General features: G+C 60.1%; 13 protein-coding genes. 2 read left to right on the top strand and 11 right to left on the bottom strand.

Annotated features, from left to right (window positions below; translation table 11 throughout):
• Window positions 1-105: 105 nt before the first annotated feature.
• Complete coding sequence (locus ABID12_RS15075; protein WP_354434937.1) at window positions 106-1,320, bottom strand: acetate/propionate family kinase; 1,215 nt, start codon at window positions 1,318-1,320, stop codon at window positions 106-108.
• A 69-nt stretch (window positions 1,321-1,389) separates the two neighbouring features.
• On the bottom strand, window positions 1,390-3,789 hold the full coding sequence (locus ABID12_RS15080; protein ID WP_319519697.1) for a phosphoketolase family protein: 2,400 nt from the start codon (window positions 3,787-3,789) through the stop codon (window positions 1,390-1,392).
• A 440-nt stretch (window positions 3,790-4,229) separates the two neighbouring features.
• Between ABID12_RS15080 and trmFO the strand changes: the two genes are divergently transcribed.
• Entirely contained in the window at window positions 4,230-5,642 is a 1,413-nt protein-coding gene (gene trmFO, locus ABID12_RS15085) for a methylenetetrahydrofolate--tRNA-(uracil(54)-C(5))-methyltransferase (FADH(2)-oxidizing) TrmFO (RefSeq protein ID WP_354434938.1), read from the top strand.
• Between the two features lie 17 nt (window positions 5,643-5,659).
• On the opposite strand, the gene ABID12_RS15090 is transcribed toward trmFO, so the two are convergent.
• The 5 genes from ABID12_RS15090 to yajC form a co-directional block, all read right to left on the bottom strand.
• Entirely contained in the window at window positions 5,660-6,082 is a 423-nt protein-coding gene (locus ABID12_RS15090) for a hypothetical protein (RefSeq protein WP_354434939.1), read from the bottom strand.
• Between the two features lie 128 nt (window positions 6,083-6,210).
• A complete protein-coding gene (locus ABID12_RS15095; protein WP_354434940.1) occupies window positions 6,211-7,062 on the bottom strand; it encodes a phytoene/squalene synthase family protein in 852 nt (283 codons plus the stop codon).
• A 51-nt stretch (window positions 7,063-7,113) separates the two neighbouring features.
• On the bottom strand, window positions 7,114-7,500 hold the full coding sequence (locus ABID12_RS15100) for an Mth938-like domain-containing protein (RefSeq protein ID WP_354434941.1): 387 nt from the start codon (window positions 7,498-7,500) through the stop codon (window positions 7,114-7,116).
• Window positions 7,501-7,504: 4 nt separating this feature from the next.
• Entirely contained in the window at window positions 7,505-10,069 is a 2,565-nt protein-coding gene (gene secDF / locus ABID12_RS15105; RefSeq protein WP_106301093.1) for a protein translocase subunit SecDF, read from the bottom strand.
• 170 nt (window positions 10,070-10,239) lie between these two features.
• Window positions 10,240-10,590, bottom strand: coding sequence for a preprotein translocase subunit YajC (yajC, locus tag ABID12_RS15110; protein ID WP_106302072.1), 351 nt, complete (start codon window positions 10,588-10,590; stop codon window positions 10,240-10,242).
• 219 nt (window positions 10,591-10,809) lie between these two features.
• Here yajC and ABID12_RS15115 point away from each other — a divergent pair, with 219 nt between their 5' ends.
• Window positions 10,810-11,679: an ATP-binding protein gene (locus ABID12_RS15115; protein ID WP_354434942.1), complete on the top strand. Its 870-nt coding sequence runs from the start codon at window positions 10,810-10,812 to the stop codon at window positions 11,677-11,679.
• A 329-nt stretch (window positions 11,680-12,008) separates the two neighbouring features.
• On the opposite strand, the gene ABID12_RS15120 is transcribed toward ABID12_RS15115, so the two are convergent.
• The 4 genes from ABID12_RS15120 to serS all read right to left on the bottom strand — a co-directional run bounded on the left by ABID12_RS15120 (window position 12,009) and on the right by serS (window position 16,399).
• Window positions 12,009-13,514 (bottom strand): peptidoglycan DD-metalloendopeptidase family protein, encoded by a 1,506-nt coding sequence (locus tag ABID12_RS15120; RefSeq protein WP_354434943.1) that lies wholly within the window; start codon window positions 13,512-13,514, stop codon window positions 12,009-12,011.
• A gap of 166 nt (window positions 13,515-13,680) precedes the next feature.
• Window positions 13,681-14,334, bottom strand: coding sequence for a protein-L-isoaspartate(D-aspartate) O-methyltransferase (locus tag ABID12_RS15125; protein ID WP_354434944.1), 654 nt, complete (start codon window positions 14,332-14,334; stop codon window positions 13,681-13,683).
• 16 nt (window positions 14,335-14,350) lie between these two features.
• Window positions 14,351-15,106 (bottom strand): 5'/3'-nucleotidase SurE, encoded by a 756-nt coding sequence (gene surE / locus ABID12_RS15130; protein ID WP_354434945.1) that lies wholly within the window; start codon window positions 15,104-15,106, stop codon window positions 14,351-14,353.
• 9 nt (window positions 15,107-15,115) lie between these two features.
• A complete protein-coding gene (gene serS / locus ABID12_RS15135) occupies window positions 15,116-16,399 on the bottom strand; it encodes a serine--tRNA ligase (RefSeq protein WP_354434946.1) in 1,284 nt (427 codons plus the stop codon).
• Between the last annotated feature and the right edge of the window lie 13 nt (window positions 16,400-16,412).

A 16,412-nucleotide genomic window follows, 5' to 3' on the forward strand; every position in this document is an offset into this window, starting at 1 on the left:
CGGCGAAAGGGAGGGAAGACAGTGATTGGTCACAGGGTTTGTCAACAAACCGAAATGCCCGCGCTTTCGCACGGGCATTCCCATTTTCAGAACTGACGCAAAGGCTCAGGCGAAGGCGGCGACAGTGCGGCCTTCCTGCACGGCTTCGGCGACGACGCGGGCGGTCTGGCGGGCCAGAACGATTTCCTCGTCAGTCGGGATGACGCGCACTTCAACGCGGCTTTCCGGGCAGGAAATGATTTCCTCACTGGCATTGTTCGCTTCATCGTCGAGCTGGACGCCAAGCCATGCGAGACGTTCGCAGATCATCTTGCGGATCACCGGCGAGTTTTCGCCAATCCCGGCACTGAAGACCAGCGATTCCATGCCTTCCATGGTGGCGACCATGATCGATAGTTCACGGCAGGCGCGGAACACGAACAGGTCGATCGCCTTTTTCGCGTTCGGGTCATCGCTTTCCATCAGAACGCGCAGGTCGCCGGAAATGCCAGAGACGCCCAGTAGACCCGACTTGTAGTAGAGCATGTTCTTGATTTCAGCCGGCGAAAGGTTTTCCGCCTCCATCAGCGTCAGAACCAGGCCCGGGTCGACGGTGCCCGAGCGTGTGCCCATCATCAGGCCGCCGAGCGGCGTCAGGCCCATGGTCGTGTCGATCGCCTTGCCGTTGCGCATGGCGCACATCGACGAACCGCTGCCGAGATGGGCAACGACCGTGCGCTTCTTGACCAGATAATCCGAGATCTCGCGCAGCCGGTCGGCAATGTAGGTATAGGACAGGCCGTGGAAACCGAATCGGCGATAGCCCTTGGCCTCGTACTCCAGCGGAATCGGATAGCGCGCGGCGCGCTCGTCGATATTGACGTGGAAGGCCGTGTCGAAACATGCGACCTGCGGGAGGTCGGGACGGATGCGACGGAACAGCTTGATCGAGGCAAGATTGGCCGGCTGGTGCAGCGGGCCCATGGGAATCAGTGTTTCGAGATAGGAAACGATCTCGTCATCGAGCAGAACCGGATCGGCGAATCGGCCGCCGCCGTGAAGGACCCTGTGGCCGACGGCCTGCAGCGGGCTGTTTGCGGTGTAGGGCTTGATGACGCCGAAAATGCGCTCAAGCATGTCTTCCTGCATATGTTCCCCGATCTCGAGGTCCATATTGCAGATTTCCTTGCCGCCCGCTTCCTTGACCACAAGGCGGGGATTTTCATTAACGCCGTCAAACTGACCGCGCAGAACCAGAGTAAAGTGATCACCCTCGACTTCGTAAAGACGGAATTTGAGGCTGGATGATCCGGCATTCAATGCCAGTACTGTGCCATTCATAATCGCTATCCAGAAATGGTGTGCGCACCGCCCTGGGAGGTGGCGGTGCGCAGGCTTCGTTAATTTGGATCAGCCCTTGGGATAAGGCCATTTCCAATCGAGAATCTCCGGCATGTCTTGACCATGCTCGCGGACATAATCGTGATGTTTTGCGCGCATTTCCTTGAGATAGTTCAATGCGGCAGCACCTCTTTCACCAAATCCACCGGCACGTTCAATCGCATCCATGGCCAGATGGTAGCGGTCGAGACGGTTTTGGACAACCATGTCGAACGGCGTTGTCGTCGTTCCCTCTTCAACATAACCACGAACGTGGATGTTGTTGTGGTTGTGACGGCGGTAGGCCAGGCGGTGAATAAGCCAGGGGTAGCCGTGATAGGCGAAGATGACCGGCTTGTTATCGGTGAACAGTGCATCGAAGTCGGCATCGCGCAGACCATGCGGATGTTCTTCCTTCGGCTGCAGAGCCATCAGGTCGACGACGTTGACAACCTTGACCTTCATTTCCGGCAGCTTCTGACGAAGAATGTCGACAGCGGCCATCATTTCCAGCGTCGGAACGTCACCGGCCGAAGCCATCACGACATCGGGCTCTTCGCCATCCGGCACATTGCTGGCCCACTTCCATTCGCCAAGGCCGGTATCGCAATGCACGATCGCTTCTTCGATCGACAGCCATTGCGGCTGCGGCTGCTTGCCGGCAACGATGACGTTGACGCGGTTGTAGGTCTTCAGAATGTGGTCACCGACAACCAGAAGCGTGTTGGCATCCGGCGGGAAGTAGGTGCGGACGACGTCGGCCTTCTTGTTGACGACGTGGTCGATGAAGCCCGGATCCTGATGGCTGAAGCCATTGTGGTCCTGACGCCATACATGCGAGGTCAGAAGGTAGTTCAGCGACGAGATCGGCTTGCGCCACGCCATATCCTGCGTGGTTTTCAGCCATTTTGCGTGCTGGTTGAACATCGAGTCGATGATGTGGATGAAGGCCTCGTAGCACGAGAACAGACCGTGGCGGCCCGTCAGCAGGTAGCCTTCCAGCCAACCCTGGCACAGATGTTCACTCAGAACTTCCATGACACGGCCGTCGCGGGCAACACCTTCATCATAGTCGAGAATGTCGGCCATCCAGACGCGATCGGTCACGTCGAACACATCCTGCAGGCGGTTCGAAGCGGTTTCGTCCGGGCCCATCAGGCGGAAGTTGCGTTCGTCGGCATTCAGACGCATGACCTCACGCAGCAGCATGCCAAGATGCTTGGTGGCCGAGGTCATTACGGCGCCCGGCTGGCTTACGTCGACCGCCAGCTGGCGGAAGTCGGGCATGACCAGTTCCTTGCGCAGCAGCCCGCCATTGGTATGCGGGTTTGCGCTCATACGCAGATTGCCTTCCGGCGCAAGCGCCTTCAGCTCGGGAACCAGCTTGCCGTTTTCATCGAACAGCTTTTCCGGGGCGTAGCTCTTCATCCAGTCTTCGAGCTGGCTTCTGTGATCGGCGTTCTGGCGGGCTGCCGAGATCGGAACCTGGTGCGAACGCCAGAAGTCTTCAACCTTCTTGTTGTCCACGAATTTCGGACCGGTCCAGCCCTTCGGGCTCCTGAGGATGATCATCGGCCAGCGCGGCATTTCGTAGACCGTGCCTTCGGCGCGGGCAGCCTCCTGAATTTCGCGGATGCGCGTGTAGCAATCCTCCATGACCTCGGCCATGCGCTGATGCATGTATTCCGGCTCATCGCCTTCCACGTAGAAGGGCTCGTAGCCATAGCCCTGGAACAGGTCGGTCAGGTCCTTCTTGCTCATGCGCGAAAGAACCGTCGGATTGGCAATCTTGTAGCCGTTCAGGTGCAGGATCGGCAGAACCGCGCCGTCATTGATCGGGTTCAGGAACTTGTTCGAATGCCACGAAGCGGCAAGCGGACCTGTTTCGGCTTCACCGTCACCGACAACGCAGGCGACGATCAGGTCGGGATTGTCGTAGGCTGCACCGAAGGCATGAACGAGCGCATAACCGAGTTCGCCGCCTTCATGGATCGATCCGGGCGTTTCCGGTGCGACGTGGCTCGGGATGCCGCCGGGGAACGAGAACTGCTTGAACAGCTTCTGCATGCCCTCTTCGTCTTCGGTGATTTCCGGATAGATTTCGGTGTAGGTGCCGTCGAGATAGGCATTGGCAACGAGGCCGGGACCACCATGACCGGGGCCGCAAATATAGATCGTGCTGGCCTCGTATTTCTTGATGATGCGGTTCAGGTGGACATAGATGAAGTTCAGTCCGGGGGTCGTGCCCCAGTGGCCGAGCAGGCGCGGCTTGACGTCTTCTTCCTCGAGCGGTTCCTTCAGCAGGGGGTTGTTCATCAGATAGATCTGACCAACCGACAGGTAATTGGCCGCCTGCCAGTATCTATTCGTCAGATCCAGTTCTTCCGGCCCCAGAATATTCTGGGTGCTATCAGGCGTGATCTGTTCCATGTCGATTCCCCTTTTCGAAATCAAATTGGCGTTTAAATCGATTTGCTATATCCCTCGTACCGGTTTGAGATCACATGACCTAAATCAACCGGAGCGCCACGGATCGCTTTTTACGGCCATCTGATCCGAAGGATTTCGCCAGCTCAGCGGGACGGTAAATGTAAGCGCCCACTATGACATAACTTTTGTTTCAGCACTTTCAAAGGCTTGACGTTTGTAAATTTTCTCTGCCCAATTTTATAGGGTCAACCGTGACAAACGTTTGGCATAGCGAAAAAATTTCGACGAAAGCACGAAAAGCCGTAAATCTGCGATCCACTCTCGACGGCACGCCGCCGATCTGTCATTTGCAAAGCAGGCTCCGGCGGCTTTACGCTGCCGCGCAATCGTATGAAACACGCCGTGATCAGCATCCGGCCAACCTTCCGGTTTGAACGACAATGTCCGATACCAGCACCTCTCCCAAACCCGTTCACGTCATCGGCGGCGGCCTTGCCGGCTCCGAAGCGGCATGGCAGATCGCCAATCGCGGCGTTCCGGTGATCTTACACGAAATGCGCGGTGTTCGCGAAACGGCGGCACACAAGACCGACGGGCTTGCCGAACTGGTCTGCTCCAACTCGTTCCGCTCCGATGATGCCACCAGCAATGCCGTCGGCGTCATCCATGCCGAAATGCGCATGGCAAATTCGCTGATCATGGCCTCAGCCGATGCCCATCAGGTGCCCGCCGGCGGCGCGCTGGCCGTGGACCGCGTCGGGTTTTCCGATGCTGTGAGCGAGAAGCTTGCCGCTCATCCGCTGGTCACCATCGTGCGCGAGGAAGTCACGGCGCTGCCGCCGGAAGACTGGGATCAGGCGATCATCGCCACCGGGCCGCTGACAGCCCCTGCCCTTGCCGAAGCGATCAGCGCGAACACCGGAAAGGAAGCGCTTGCCTTTTTCGATGCCATCGCGCCCATCGTCTACCGTGACACGGTCGACATGGATATCTGCTGGTACCAGTCGCGCTATGACAAGGTCGGCCCCGGCGGCACGGGCAAGGACTATATCAACTGCCCGATGAACGAGGCAGAATACAACGCCTTCATCGATGCGCTGATTGCCGGCGACAAGACCGATTTCAAGGAATGGGAAGGCACGCCCTATTTCGATGGCTGCCTGCCAATCGAGGTGATGGCCGAACGCGGCCGCGAGACGCTGCGCCACGGCCCGATGAAACCGATGGGCCTGACCAATGCCCACAAGCCGGACGAAAAGCCCTATGCGGTGGTGCAGCTTCGTCAGGATAACGCACTCGGCACGCTCTACAACATGGTCGGGTTTCAGACCAAGCTGCGCTACGGCGCCCAGAAGGACGTGCTGAAGATGATTCCCGGCCTTCAGGAAGCCGAGTTCGCCCGCCTCGGCGGCCTGCATCGCAATACCTATCTGAACTCACCGACGCTGCTCGACGCAACGCTGACGCTCAAGGGGCGGCCGGGGCTCAGGTTTGCCGGCCAGATCACCGGCTGCGAGGGCTATGTGGAAAGCGCCAGCATCGGCCTTCTCGCCGGGCGATTCGCCGCAGCGGAACGGCTCGGGCAGGCCCCGGTGGCACCGCCGCCGGAAACCGCGCTCGGTGCCCTGCTCGGCCACGTCACCGGCGGGCACATTGCCCATGAAGAAGAAGGCGGAAAGCGCTCGTTCCAGCCGATGAACGTCAATTTCGGCCTGTTTCCCGAGCTGGAACCCGGCGCGCTGATCGATCCCGAGACCGGCAAGCGGCCGCGCGGCAAAGCCAAATCATCGGTAAAGAAGCAGCTTGTGGCCAAACGCGCGCTGGAGGCCTGCAAAACCTGGATCGACGGCTGACGCCGGCCAAACCTTTGTCAGCGGGCGTTCAGCATCCAGGTTGAAACGTCCGCGGCATCCTGCTCGCTGCGGAAATGATAGTTTCCGCTGAAGAAATCGTTTTCGGGATAATCCACCTGCAGGCCATTGGCCTCCGGCAGCGCGCGCAGACGATAATCGCTCTGACTGACGATGATGGCCTGCCCCTTGCCGCGCCGGGAGCGATAAATCCCGACCTTGCCATCCGACAATCTGAGAAAGAAGGTCTCGATCTCGGTATCGCCAATGACCGCGGCGACATTCGAATCGGGATAACTGCGGCTGAATTCGCGGCTGGCCCATCCATTGGCCTCGTCTACCGAGAATTCATCATCCGGTTTTTGCGCCTTCGCGCGTCCGAAAATGTAGTAAGCAGCAATGGCGACGACCACAGCGATCAGAAGCCAGACCCAAGTTTCCATTCACGCCCTTCCTCTCCTGATGCGGCCCGCAAAGAATCGCGACTGCATAAACGAATCCAGAGGGTGAATTCCGCGAAACTGGCCGGAAAACAGGCCCTAGATCCGATATTTCAGCGTGAGCATGCTCATCAAATTTTGCGAAACAGTAAAGAGCGCATCATCAGGAGCTGCCTCTTCCACTGGGCCGGCCGTATCTCTTCTTCGAGGATAGCTTCACCCAGTTTTTCAGCCTTTACAAGAATGTTCTCGCAGACTGACATAGGCAGATATGCCGGTGCAAGTGTTTTTGCAATACGGCCGGTTTCCCTGAATTTCGCCAGATGCGACCGGCCGAAGGACGCAAAAGCGCGGATCGCATTGCCGACTCGCGCACGGTCGCTGGCAATCAGAAAGCTTTCCCGATCGAGCCCCGTGGCCGTCAGAATTTCGGTCGGCACGAATACCTGTCCGGCAGTCCTGTGGCGCGGCAACAGCAGCAGTGATCCGGCAACAGCCTGCGCAACACCGGCATGACCGGCGGCATTTGCATGGGTGGCCGCAGCCTTCGGATCCAGCACGAGGCTTGCAAGCTGGATCAGGGCCGAGGCGGTTTCACCGGCATAGCCTTCGAATTCCGAGGTCGTGCCCATCGGATCGTCATAAAGATCGAAAATCCGCGCTTCGGTCATGCGGATCAGCGGCTCGCGCGGCAGATGGAAGGTGTCGATGGCCGCAAGCAGGGCTGAGGCCGTCGGGTTCGCCTCGGTCGAGCCGTGACCGGCCCCTTCCAGAAGATCGCGCCAGTATTGCAGCCTCACCTCGCCCGGCAACGGCTCGCTGACCCGTTCGCGTACACGTGCCAACTCGGCATTGAACACATAAAGTGCGGCAAGCGCACCGCGCCTGTCGGCCGGCGAAAGCAGCGCTGCCAGATAACGGTCACGATCCGCTTCACGCAGTTCGGACAGCAGCAATCCTTCAGTTTCGGCGTGATCCGCCACGACACATGCTCCAGTGTTCTGCAAGTCCGTGAAACAAACCGGCCCGCTTTTTCACACGGCAATCAGCGCCGCGGCAACGGCACGCGATTCTCCAAGCAGGATATTATAGGTCCTGACCGCAGCGCCGGTATTCATCGGATCAGCAACGATCTTTTTCGCGCGCAGAGCCTCACGCAGGGGCTTGGGCAGGATCACCATATCGAGACCGGTTCCAACCAGCAGCACCTCGATCTCGTCAGCCTGATCCAGCACCCGCTCGAAAGCGGATACCGTCATCTCCTCCGGCGTGGTCACATCCCAGCCGTGAATGCCGGACGGCACACACAGCAGCGATCCGCGATGTGACATGTCGGCAAAGCGGAACCCGCCATTGCCGTAGGTGTCAATCGGCGCGGTCCCGGGAAAATGCGCCTCGCGGATTTCGATGCCACGCGCCATTGGATCAGATTCCCGTCACGGTTCCGCGTTCTTCCGGCGCGTCTTTCTCCGCATCCCTCTTCTGGAATGTATCGGGCCGCAGCTTGAAGGCGATCAGGATCGGTGCTGCGATATAGATCGACGAATAGGTGCCGATCGCCACGCCGAACAGCATCGCGAAGGTGAAGGACCGGATCACCTCACCGCCGAACAGATAAAGTGCGGCCAGTGCAAGCAATGTCGTCAACGCGGTCAGGATGGTTCGCGACAGGGTATGGTTGATCGAGATATCGAGCAACTCCGGCAGCGGCATCTTCTGATACCGCCTCAGATTCTCGCGTACGCGGTCATAGACCACCACCGTATCGTTCAGCGAATAACCGACGATTGTCAGCACCGCGGCAATACTGGTGAGATTGAACTCGACCCCCGTCAGCACGAAGATACCGATGGTCAAAAGCACGTCATGCGCGGTCGCGATGATCGCGCCGACGGCGAACTGCCATTCGAAACGGAACCAGATATAGATCAGGATCGCGATCAGCGAGGCCAGCACGCCAATGGTCGCAGAGCGTGAAAGTTCGCCGGAAACGACCGGGCCGACAACTTCGACACGGACGAAATCATAGCTGCTTTCCAGCGTACTGCGGATTTTGGAAATCGCGCTCTGTTCGGCATTGGCCCCGCCGTCCTGCGCCTGAATCCGGATCAGTACATCCTTGTCGGACCCGAACCCCTGCGCCTGCACAGCGCCGATATTCAGGCCGTTCAGGTCGGTACGGATCTGACTGATGTCTGCCGGGCCCGACTTCGATTCCACCTGCACGACCGAGCCGCCGGTGAAATCGATGCCGAGATTCATGCCATGGGTCCCGAAACCGATGACGGAGGCAACAACGAGAACCGCCGACGTGATGAACGAAATCCTGCGGAAATTCATGAAGGAGAAATTGATGCCGTCGAACATGCCCGTGCGAATGCCCTTCGGCAGTTCTTTCGGACGGCGGCGACGGACCCATTCGGAAATCATGAAGCGGGTCAGATAGAAGGCACTGAAGATCGTGGTCAGGATACCGATGGCCAGCGTAATCGCAAAACCGCGCACCGGACCGGAACCGAGGAAGAACAGGATCACGGCCGCAATCAGCGTGGTCAGGTTGGCGTCGATAATGGTCGCAAACGCCCGCCGGAAACCGGAATCGACGGCCTGAACGACACTGCGGCCATTGCGCCGCCGCTCTTCGCGGATGCGCTCATAGATCAGCACGTTCGAGTCGACCGCCATACCGATGGTCAGCACGATACCGGCAATACCGGGAAGCGTCAGTGTCGCGCCGATAATGCTTAAAAGCGCGATCAGCAGCACGATATTGAAGAACAGTGCGATATTCGCGACCACGCCGAACATGCCGTAAAACGCGACCATGAAGATGACGACCAGGGCCGCACCGATCACCGAAGCGAGAACACCGGCACGGATCGAGTCGGCACCAAGGCTCGGCCCGACCGTGCGTTCCTCGACCACCGTCAGCGTGGCCGGCAGCGCACCGGCGCGCAGCAGCACGGCAAGGTCATTGGCGCCCTGGACCGAGAAGTTGCCGGAAATCTGACCCGAACCACCAAGGATCGGCTCATTGATCACCGGCGCCGAGACGATCTGATCGTCGAGCACGATGGCGAAAGGCCGGCCGACATTCTGCTGGGTTGCCTGGGCAAACCGCTGGGCGCCGCGCGAATCGAAGCGGAAGTTGACGACCGGCTCATTGGTGCGCTGGTCAAAGGCCGCCTTGGCGTCGACCAGATCCTCACCGGAAATCAGCGCCCGCTTTTCGATTACATAGGGAACCGGCGGATCATCCATCGAATAGAGCACTTCGTCGCCTGCCGGCGGACGGCCCTCGATGGCGTCCTGCGCATTAACCGTGGTGTCGACCATGTGGAAGGTCAGCTTCGCGGTCTTGTTCAGGAGCGCCTTCAAACGCTGCGGATCATCGAGACCCGGCACCTGGACGATAATGCGGTCGTCGCCCTGCCGCTGGATCAGCGGCTCGGTCGTGCCGAGTTCGTCGACGCGGCGACGGATAACCTCGATCGACTGCTGTACGGCCGAGCGCATGCGATAGTCGATACCGGCTTCCGTGAGCGAAAGCTGGATCAGACCGTTTTCATCGTCGGAAATGCTGACTTCCTGAAATGTGCCACCGTTGAGCGTCCCGGCATTCACGGTTTCGGCCAGAGGCATAAGCGCCTCTTCGGCGGCGGCATACTGATCGGGATCGGTGATGCGCACCTGTGCCGTCTCGCCCGAACCGGAAAGACCGGTGTAGCGCACCTGCGCTTCGCGAAGATCGGCGCGAACATCGTCAACCAGCGTATTCAGGCGATCGGTGACAATGTCGGAACGATCGACCTGAAGCATGATGTAGGAACCGCCCTGCAGGTCGAGACCGAGGGTGACCTTGCTGTCCGGCATCCATCCGGGAAGTTTTGCCAGCTGCTGGTCGCTGAACAGGTTCGGAACGGCAATCACCACCCCCAGCACCACAACAAGCCAGATGAATAAGGTCTTCCAACGGGAAAAATACAGCATGAAGGTCTCGGTTCGTCGGTTTTCACGAAGCAGGCGACACCCTTCAGGCATCGCCCCGTCTGTTTGTCAGCCCATCAACCGGCACGGTCAGTCCCGGCAGTGCATGCACCAATGCAGATCCGGCCCAATCCCGCCTTTTTCAGGGCGACACCGGACCGTTTGCAGTCTCATCAGCTTTTTGACTTGGCGTCTTCAGTCTTGACCGGCTCGCCCTTGACGCGAACATCGGACACATAGCTGCGCATGATCCGGGTGCGGACACCTTCGGCGATCTCGACTTCCAGCTCGCTGTCATCGACCACCTTGGTCACCTTGCCGACGATACCGCCGCCGGTGACCACCTGATCGCCGCGGCGAATGGCAGCCAGCGTTTCCTGGCGCTTCTTGGCCTGGCGGCGCTGCGGGCGGATCAACAGGAAGTACCAGATCGCCATCAGAGGCACGAACAGGAAGATCATTTCGAGACCCGATCCCATCGCGCCTGCGCCGCCCGCTGCCTGGGCATAAGCCGTGCTAAACATGTCGTTCAAAACTCCTCAAACCATAAACGGGGCTCACGCCCCTCGGATGTGTCGCCGGTATATAGTCGGAGGCCAGTTCAATGCAACAATAGCGGCAAAAACAAGCGTGCTTTTTGGGGTGAAGCGACCTTTTTACCAGCATTTCGACCTTGCAAGGACGGCAAAAACCGAAAAGCTGTGTGCCCAAAAGACTGCTTTTCGAAATCAAGGGAGTAGAAATTGGGAAAAGAATCCACCGATGCGCTGATCGCGGAAGTCAGAAGACTCGCCGATGCGCTGGAACGCATGGGGCCAACCCCGGCACGTGAGAGCGACCTCGATGCTGCGGACTGTTTTGTCTGGAAACCGGAGGCGCGCTACCTCTCGCCGGTCGGCAAGCCGAGCCGCGTCACCCTTTCGCTGATCCACGGCGTCGATCACGTGCGCGACATTCTCTATGACAACACCCTGCGTTTCGCCGAAGGCTTTCCCGCCAACAATGCGCTGCTGTGGGGCGCGCGCGGCATGGGCAAATCATCGCTGGTCAAGGCGATCCATGCCGAAATCGTGACGAATCCGGCCATCAAGCTGAAACTGGTGGAACTCTACCGGGAAGATATCGGTTCGCTTGGCGACCTTCTCGACATCCTCAAGGCTTCGCCATACCGGTTCCTGTTGTTTACCGACGACCTTTCCTTCGATCACGACGACGGCGCCTATAAATCACTGAAAGCGGCGCTGGATGGCGGCGTCGAGGGCCGGCCGGACAATGTCCTGCTTTACGCCACCTCGAACCGCCGGCACCTGATGCCGCGTGACATGATCGAAAACGAGCGTTCCACCGCCATCAATCCGTCCGAGGCGACCGAGGAAAAGGTCTCGCTTTCCGACCGTTTCGGCCTGTGGCTCGGCTTCCACAAGTGCAGCCAGGACGACTACCTCGCCATGATCGACGGCTATGCCGCCCATTTCAACCTGGATGGCGATCCCGACGAACTACATGCCGAAGCCCTCACCTGGGCAACCACCCGCGGCGGCCGTTCGGGCCGGGTCGCATGGCAGTTCGTGCAGGATATCGCCGGCCGCCAGAGGAAGCATCTGTCGCTTTGAGAGGGCGGGAGGAAGCCATTGGCGCTTGTTCTAGAATGAGAGCACGGGCTGGAGACAATGCAGACGCAAAGGCAAGCCGGAAAGGCCTGCCCCGGACTGCTGACAACGCTCGTCTCACGTTCTTTCGTCATACCGGCCTTGAGCCGGTATCCAGGGCCAAATACAGAAGACCATCAAAAATAAACCCTTTGTATACAGGGAGTTACACCGAACTGGACCCCGGATCAAGTCCGGGGTGACGGACAGAGGCTAGGCGGGCTCCGAGTGTCTACAACAAGGGCTTGTCAACAAACCGAGGCAGGCCTTTCCGGCCTGCCCGTTTTTCAATTTCAGCCGTTGAGGTAAGGCATCGGGTCGACGGCCTTGGTGTTGTCGCGGACCTCGAAATGCACCATCGGGCGGCTCGCCTTGCCGGTCATGCCGGAAGTGGCGATCGTCTGGCCGCGCTGGACACTATCGCCGCGCTTGACCGTCAGTTCCTCGGCATAGCCGTAGACCGTCACGCGGCCATCGTCATGGCGGATAAGGATCGCATTGCCGTAATCGGAAAGCCCGTCATCGGCATAGACCACAACACCGTTTTCAGCCGCCTTGATCGGCGTGCCCTGCGGCACGGAAATATCGATACCCTCGCTCAGATCGTCGCCATAGGGCTGGCCGAAGCCGACCACGACGGCGCCCTTGACCGGCCAGCGATAGGTGGCAATGCCGGTGCCCTGGGGAACGTCTTCGCCGGCATCGCTGCGTACGGCGACATCCTCGACGACAACCTCATTTTCAGCCGCCGGCGGCTGGTAGGGCTTCGGTTTTTCCGTTTCCGCTGCCGCCGTCTGCTTGGGCGCAGTCTGCTGCTGTTGCGGCTCGGCCGTTGCGGTCTGAACCGGCGTCACCGGCTGGGCGGGCGCTGCACCGCCGGTCGGAATCTGCAGTTTCTGGCCGATCCGGATATTCGCGGAGGTCAGCCCGTTGGCAGCCTTGAGCGAATCAACCGTCACACCGTTTTCCTTGGCGATGACATAAAGGCTGTCGCCGCTCTTTACGGTGTAGACATTGCCGCCGTCGGGGCTGCGGCCATCGCCGCTCTGCCCGGCTGCGGTGGGGGCTGTCGCGCCACCGGAAGACGTGCTCTGGCGTTCACGTGTACTGGTCGTGCTCGGCAGCACGGCAACGCGCTGATCGGGCTTGTCGGTCGGAGCCGGCGTCGGCGAGGCGGGCGGCAGGCCTTGGGTCTGCGCGGTCGCCTTGGCAGCCGAGGTCTGCGGCGAGACCAGCGGCACAAGCAGAACCTGACCGGGGCGGACCTGCGAGGCGCTCGTCAGGCCGTTCAGCCGCAGAATATCCTGCTCGGAAGACCCATTGCGCGCCGCAAAGGCGGAAAGCGATTCATCCGAGCGGATCATCACCCGCTTGGTGGCGACATCCTGCGTGCGCGACGGCAGATTGCTCGGCGCGCCGACATTTGCCTGCTGCTGATTGTAGGTCGTCGACGGATTGGCGGGCTGTGCCAGAGCCGCGGTCTGGACGGGGGCCGGCGTCGTCGCCATCCGGGCACCGGAGCCTGCCGTTGTCGCGGTATTGATAGGCTGTCGGTTGACCACGGCGGAACCGGCGTTCTGCGACTGCTGCGCCTGATAGCCTCCGTTTCCGACATTCGCCGGCGGCACCATATACTGGTACTGCGGAATTCCGGAAACCGATCCTGTTGTCATCGTATCGGGTCCGCGGCCAAGCCGTGCGCTCTCCGAGCTACAGCTTGCGACCATGATCGCCAACGCCGAAACGAACAGAATACGTTGTGTTGCCTTGCCGCCTTCCGGCACACCTGAAATACGCATGAACCGACCCTGTACGCTTGAACTAAATACTGCACTGGTTTTAACCACAACAGAGTTACCGTGCGGTTAAAGCCCGAGCGACAATGCAGAAAATCAATTCACGAAGCATGAGAGGATGCGGTTGGCGCAGATGTGAAAAGAGCGCACACGCCCTGCGACAAAGCGCCTAGAGCGCCTTGGAAAGGCCGCGCTCGACGGCCAGATAAGGAACCTCAAAAAGATCCTCGCGCTCGAAACGGCTGCCGATCCGCGTCATCCGCACCATCAGCGGCGGCGCGCCCTCACGGATCAGCGGCGCCATGATGACACCGTTGGAAACCAGTTGCTCGACGCGTGCGCGCGGTATTTCGGGCAGCGCCACGGTGTACAGTATGCGGTCGAAGGTCCCCTCGCCGCTCAGGCCCTCACGGCCGTCGGCCTGGCGCACCACCACGCTTTTCAGACCCAGATCGGCCATGCGCTTGCGGGCAAGGTCGGCAAGCGTGCGGTAGCGCTCCACCGTCAGCACCCGTTCGGCAATCCGCCCCATGATCGCGGCGGTGTAGCCGGAGCCAGTACCCACTTCCAGAACGCGCTGACCGGGCTTGACCTTGAGGATATCGACAAGCCGGATCGCCAGATCTGCACCTTCCATGAAAGCGCCGCATTCGATCGGGATCGACCGGCCGGAATAGGCATAGGGCGTCATGTGGGACGGGGTGAAGGCGGTGCGCGGCGTCGTTTCCACGGCCGACAGAAGATCGAGATTGGTGACGCCGCTGGATCTCAGCCGCATCACCAGGGCGGCAAACCCCTCACGTTCCTGAAGCTTCGTCGCCACCGTTCGACCTCGTCATTTATGCCAGCGCTGCAGCGATCCTGTCGCGAACCGCGTGATCGGTCAAGTCGAGCTTAAGCGGTGTCACCGAAACATGGTTTTCGCCGACCGCATTCAGGTCGCTGTCTTCGGCAAACGCACTCAGGCGTTCGCGGAAGGTCAGCCAATAATAGGGCAATCCGCGGCCATCGGTGCGTTTTTCGACCGACAGGCCGGATTCAAGCTTGCCCTGTGCCGTAACCCGGACACCTTCAACCGCGTCTGGCGCGCAATAGGGAAAGTTGACGTTGAAAAACGTGCCTTCCGGCAGTTCCAGCGGCAACAGCTTGCGAATCAGCGGCAGGGCGTATTGCTCGGCAACCTCCCACGGAAAATGCCGGCCATTGTCATAACGCCCCGCCTGGCTGAGCGCGATCGAGCGCACGCCCTGCAGCGTGCCCTCGATGGCCGCGGCGATGGTGCCGGAATAGGTGACGTCATCGGCCATGTTGGCGCCGGAATTGATGCCGGAGAGGATCAGGTCCGGCGCCTCCGGCAACACCTCGCGCACGGCCATGATCACGCAATCCGTCGGCGTGCCGCGCAGCGCGAACTGCTTTTCACCCATCTGGCGCAGCCGAAGCGGCTCCGACAGGGTCAGCGAATGAGCAAGACCGCTCTGATCGGTTTCCGGCGCAACGGTCCAGATATCGTCGGAGAGTTCCGCAGCGATTTTCTGAAGCACGGCAAGGCCCGGCCCGTGAATGCCGTCGTCATTGGTCAGCAGAATACGCATTGTCGCCGCTCACCCTTCCGCTTCGATCCTGGTCTTGCCGCCCATATAGGGAACAAGAACCTCGGGAACCGTGACCGAGCCGTCTTCATTCAGGTAGTTCTCGACAACGGCGATCAGCGCGCGACCGACGGCAACGCCCGAGCCGTTCAGCGTATGAACGAAACGCGTGGCCTTCTCGTCCTTCGGCCGGTAGCGCGCATTCATGCGGCGCGCCTGAAAATCGCCGCAGACCGAACAGGACGAAATCTCGCGATAGGTGTCCTGACCGGGAAGCCAGACCTCGATGTCGTAGGTCTTGCGGGCGGAAAAGCCCATATCCCCGGTGGAAAGCGTCACGACCCGGTAATGCAGGCCAAGCGCCTGCAGCACGTCCTCGGCGGCAGACGTCATCCGCTCCAGTTCGGCAAGCGAACTGTCGGGATCGGTGATCGACACCATCTCGCATTTCAGAAACTGATGCTGGCGCAACATGCCGCGCGTGTCACGGCCGGCAGACCCTGCCTCCGAGCGGAAGCAATAGGTGAGCGCGGTATAGCGCAGCGGCAGCGTTTCGGCCGGCAGGATTTCGCCGGCGACAAGATTGGTCAGCGGCACTTCCGCCGTCGGGATCATCCAGCGGTCCTCGGATGCCTTGAACAGGTCCTCGGCAAATTTCGGCAGTTGCCCGGTGCCATAAAGGGCGGCATCGCGCACCAGAAGCGGCGGGCTGACCTCGCGGTAGCCGTGCTTTTCGGTGTGCATGTCGATCATGAACTGCCCAAGCGCCCGCTCAAGCCGGGCAAATGCGCCGCTCAATACGGTAAAGCGCGAGCCGGAAAGCTTGGCCGCACGCTCGAAATCCATGCCGCCGAGCGCCTCGCCGATCTCGAAATGCTCCTTCGCCGGATGGTTCCATGTCGGCTTCTCACCCCATTTGCGGATTTCGACATTGTCGTCCTCATCCGCGCCGACAGGGACATCTTCAAAGGGAACATTGGGAATGCCGGACAGCAGATCGTCGAGCGCGGCCGTTGCCGCCCGCTCCTCTTCCTCAAGCGTCGGCATCGCCGTCTTGATGTCGGCGACCTCGGCCTTCAGCTTTTCGGCAAGCGCGGTATCCTTCTTGCCCATCGCCGCGCCGATTTCCTTCGAGGCGCTGTTACGGCGGGACTGCATTTCCTGCAAACGCTGCAAAACGGACCGGCGCTTCTCGTCAAGGTCAACGATCTGAGCCGCAAGCGGTGCGGCGCCGCGCGTTGCCAGCGCCTTGTCCAGCGCTTCCGGGTTTTCGCGAATCCATTTGATATCGAGCATCGTTCCTGCTTTC

Origin of the sequence: Martelella mangrovi, assembly GCF_040545495.1 — a bacterium.
In the GTDB taxonomy this organism is placed as follows: Bacteria; Pseudomonadota; Alphaproteobacteria; order Rhizobiales; family Rhizobiaceae; genus Martelella; species Martelella mangrovi.

Excerpts from the sequence above, each read along its gene's own strand:
- ABID12_RS15075 (WP_354434937.1), bottom strand. The coding sequence starts at position 1,320 with ATGAATGGCACAGTACTGGCATTGAATGCCGGATCATCCAGCCTCAAA.
- ABID12_RS15080 (WP_319519697.1), bottom strand. The coding sequence starts at position 3,789 with ATGGAACAGATCACGCCTGATAGCACCCAGAATATTCTGGGGCCGGAA.
- trmFO (WP_354434938.1), top strand. The coding sequence starts at position 4,230 with ATGTCCGATACCAGCACCTCTCCCAAACCCGTTCACGTCATCGGCGGC.
- ABID12_RS15090 (WP_354434939.1), bottom strand. The coding sequence starts at position 6,082 with ATGGAAACTTGGGTCTGGCTTCTGATCGCTGTGGTCGTCGCCATTGCT.
- ABID12_RS15100 (WP_354434941.1), bottom strand. The coding sequence starts at position 7,500 with ATGGCGCGTGGCATCGAAATCCGCGAGGCGCATTTTCCCGGGACCGCG.
- secDF (WP_106301093.1), bottom strand. The coding sequence starts at position 10,069 with ATGCTGTATTTTTCCCGTTGGAAGACCTTATTCATCTGGCTTGTTGTG.
- yajC (WP_106302072.1), bottom strand. The coding sequence starts at position 10,590 with ATGTTTAGCACGGCTTATGCCCAGGCAGCGGGCGGCGCAGGCGCGATG.
- ABID12_RS15120 (WP_354434943.1), bottom strand. The coding sequence starts at position 13,514 with ATGCGTATTTCAGGTGTGCCGGAAGGCGGCAAGGCAACACAACGTATT.
- surE (WP_354434945.1), bottom strand. The coding sequence starts at position 15,106 with ATGCGTATTCTGCTGACCAATGACGACGGCATTCACGGGCCGGGCCTT.
- serS (WP_354434946.1), bottom strand. The coding sequence starts at position 16,399 with ATGCTCGATATCAAATGGATTCGCGAAAACCCGGAAGCGCTGGACAAG.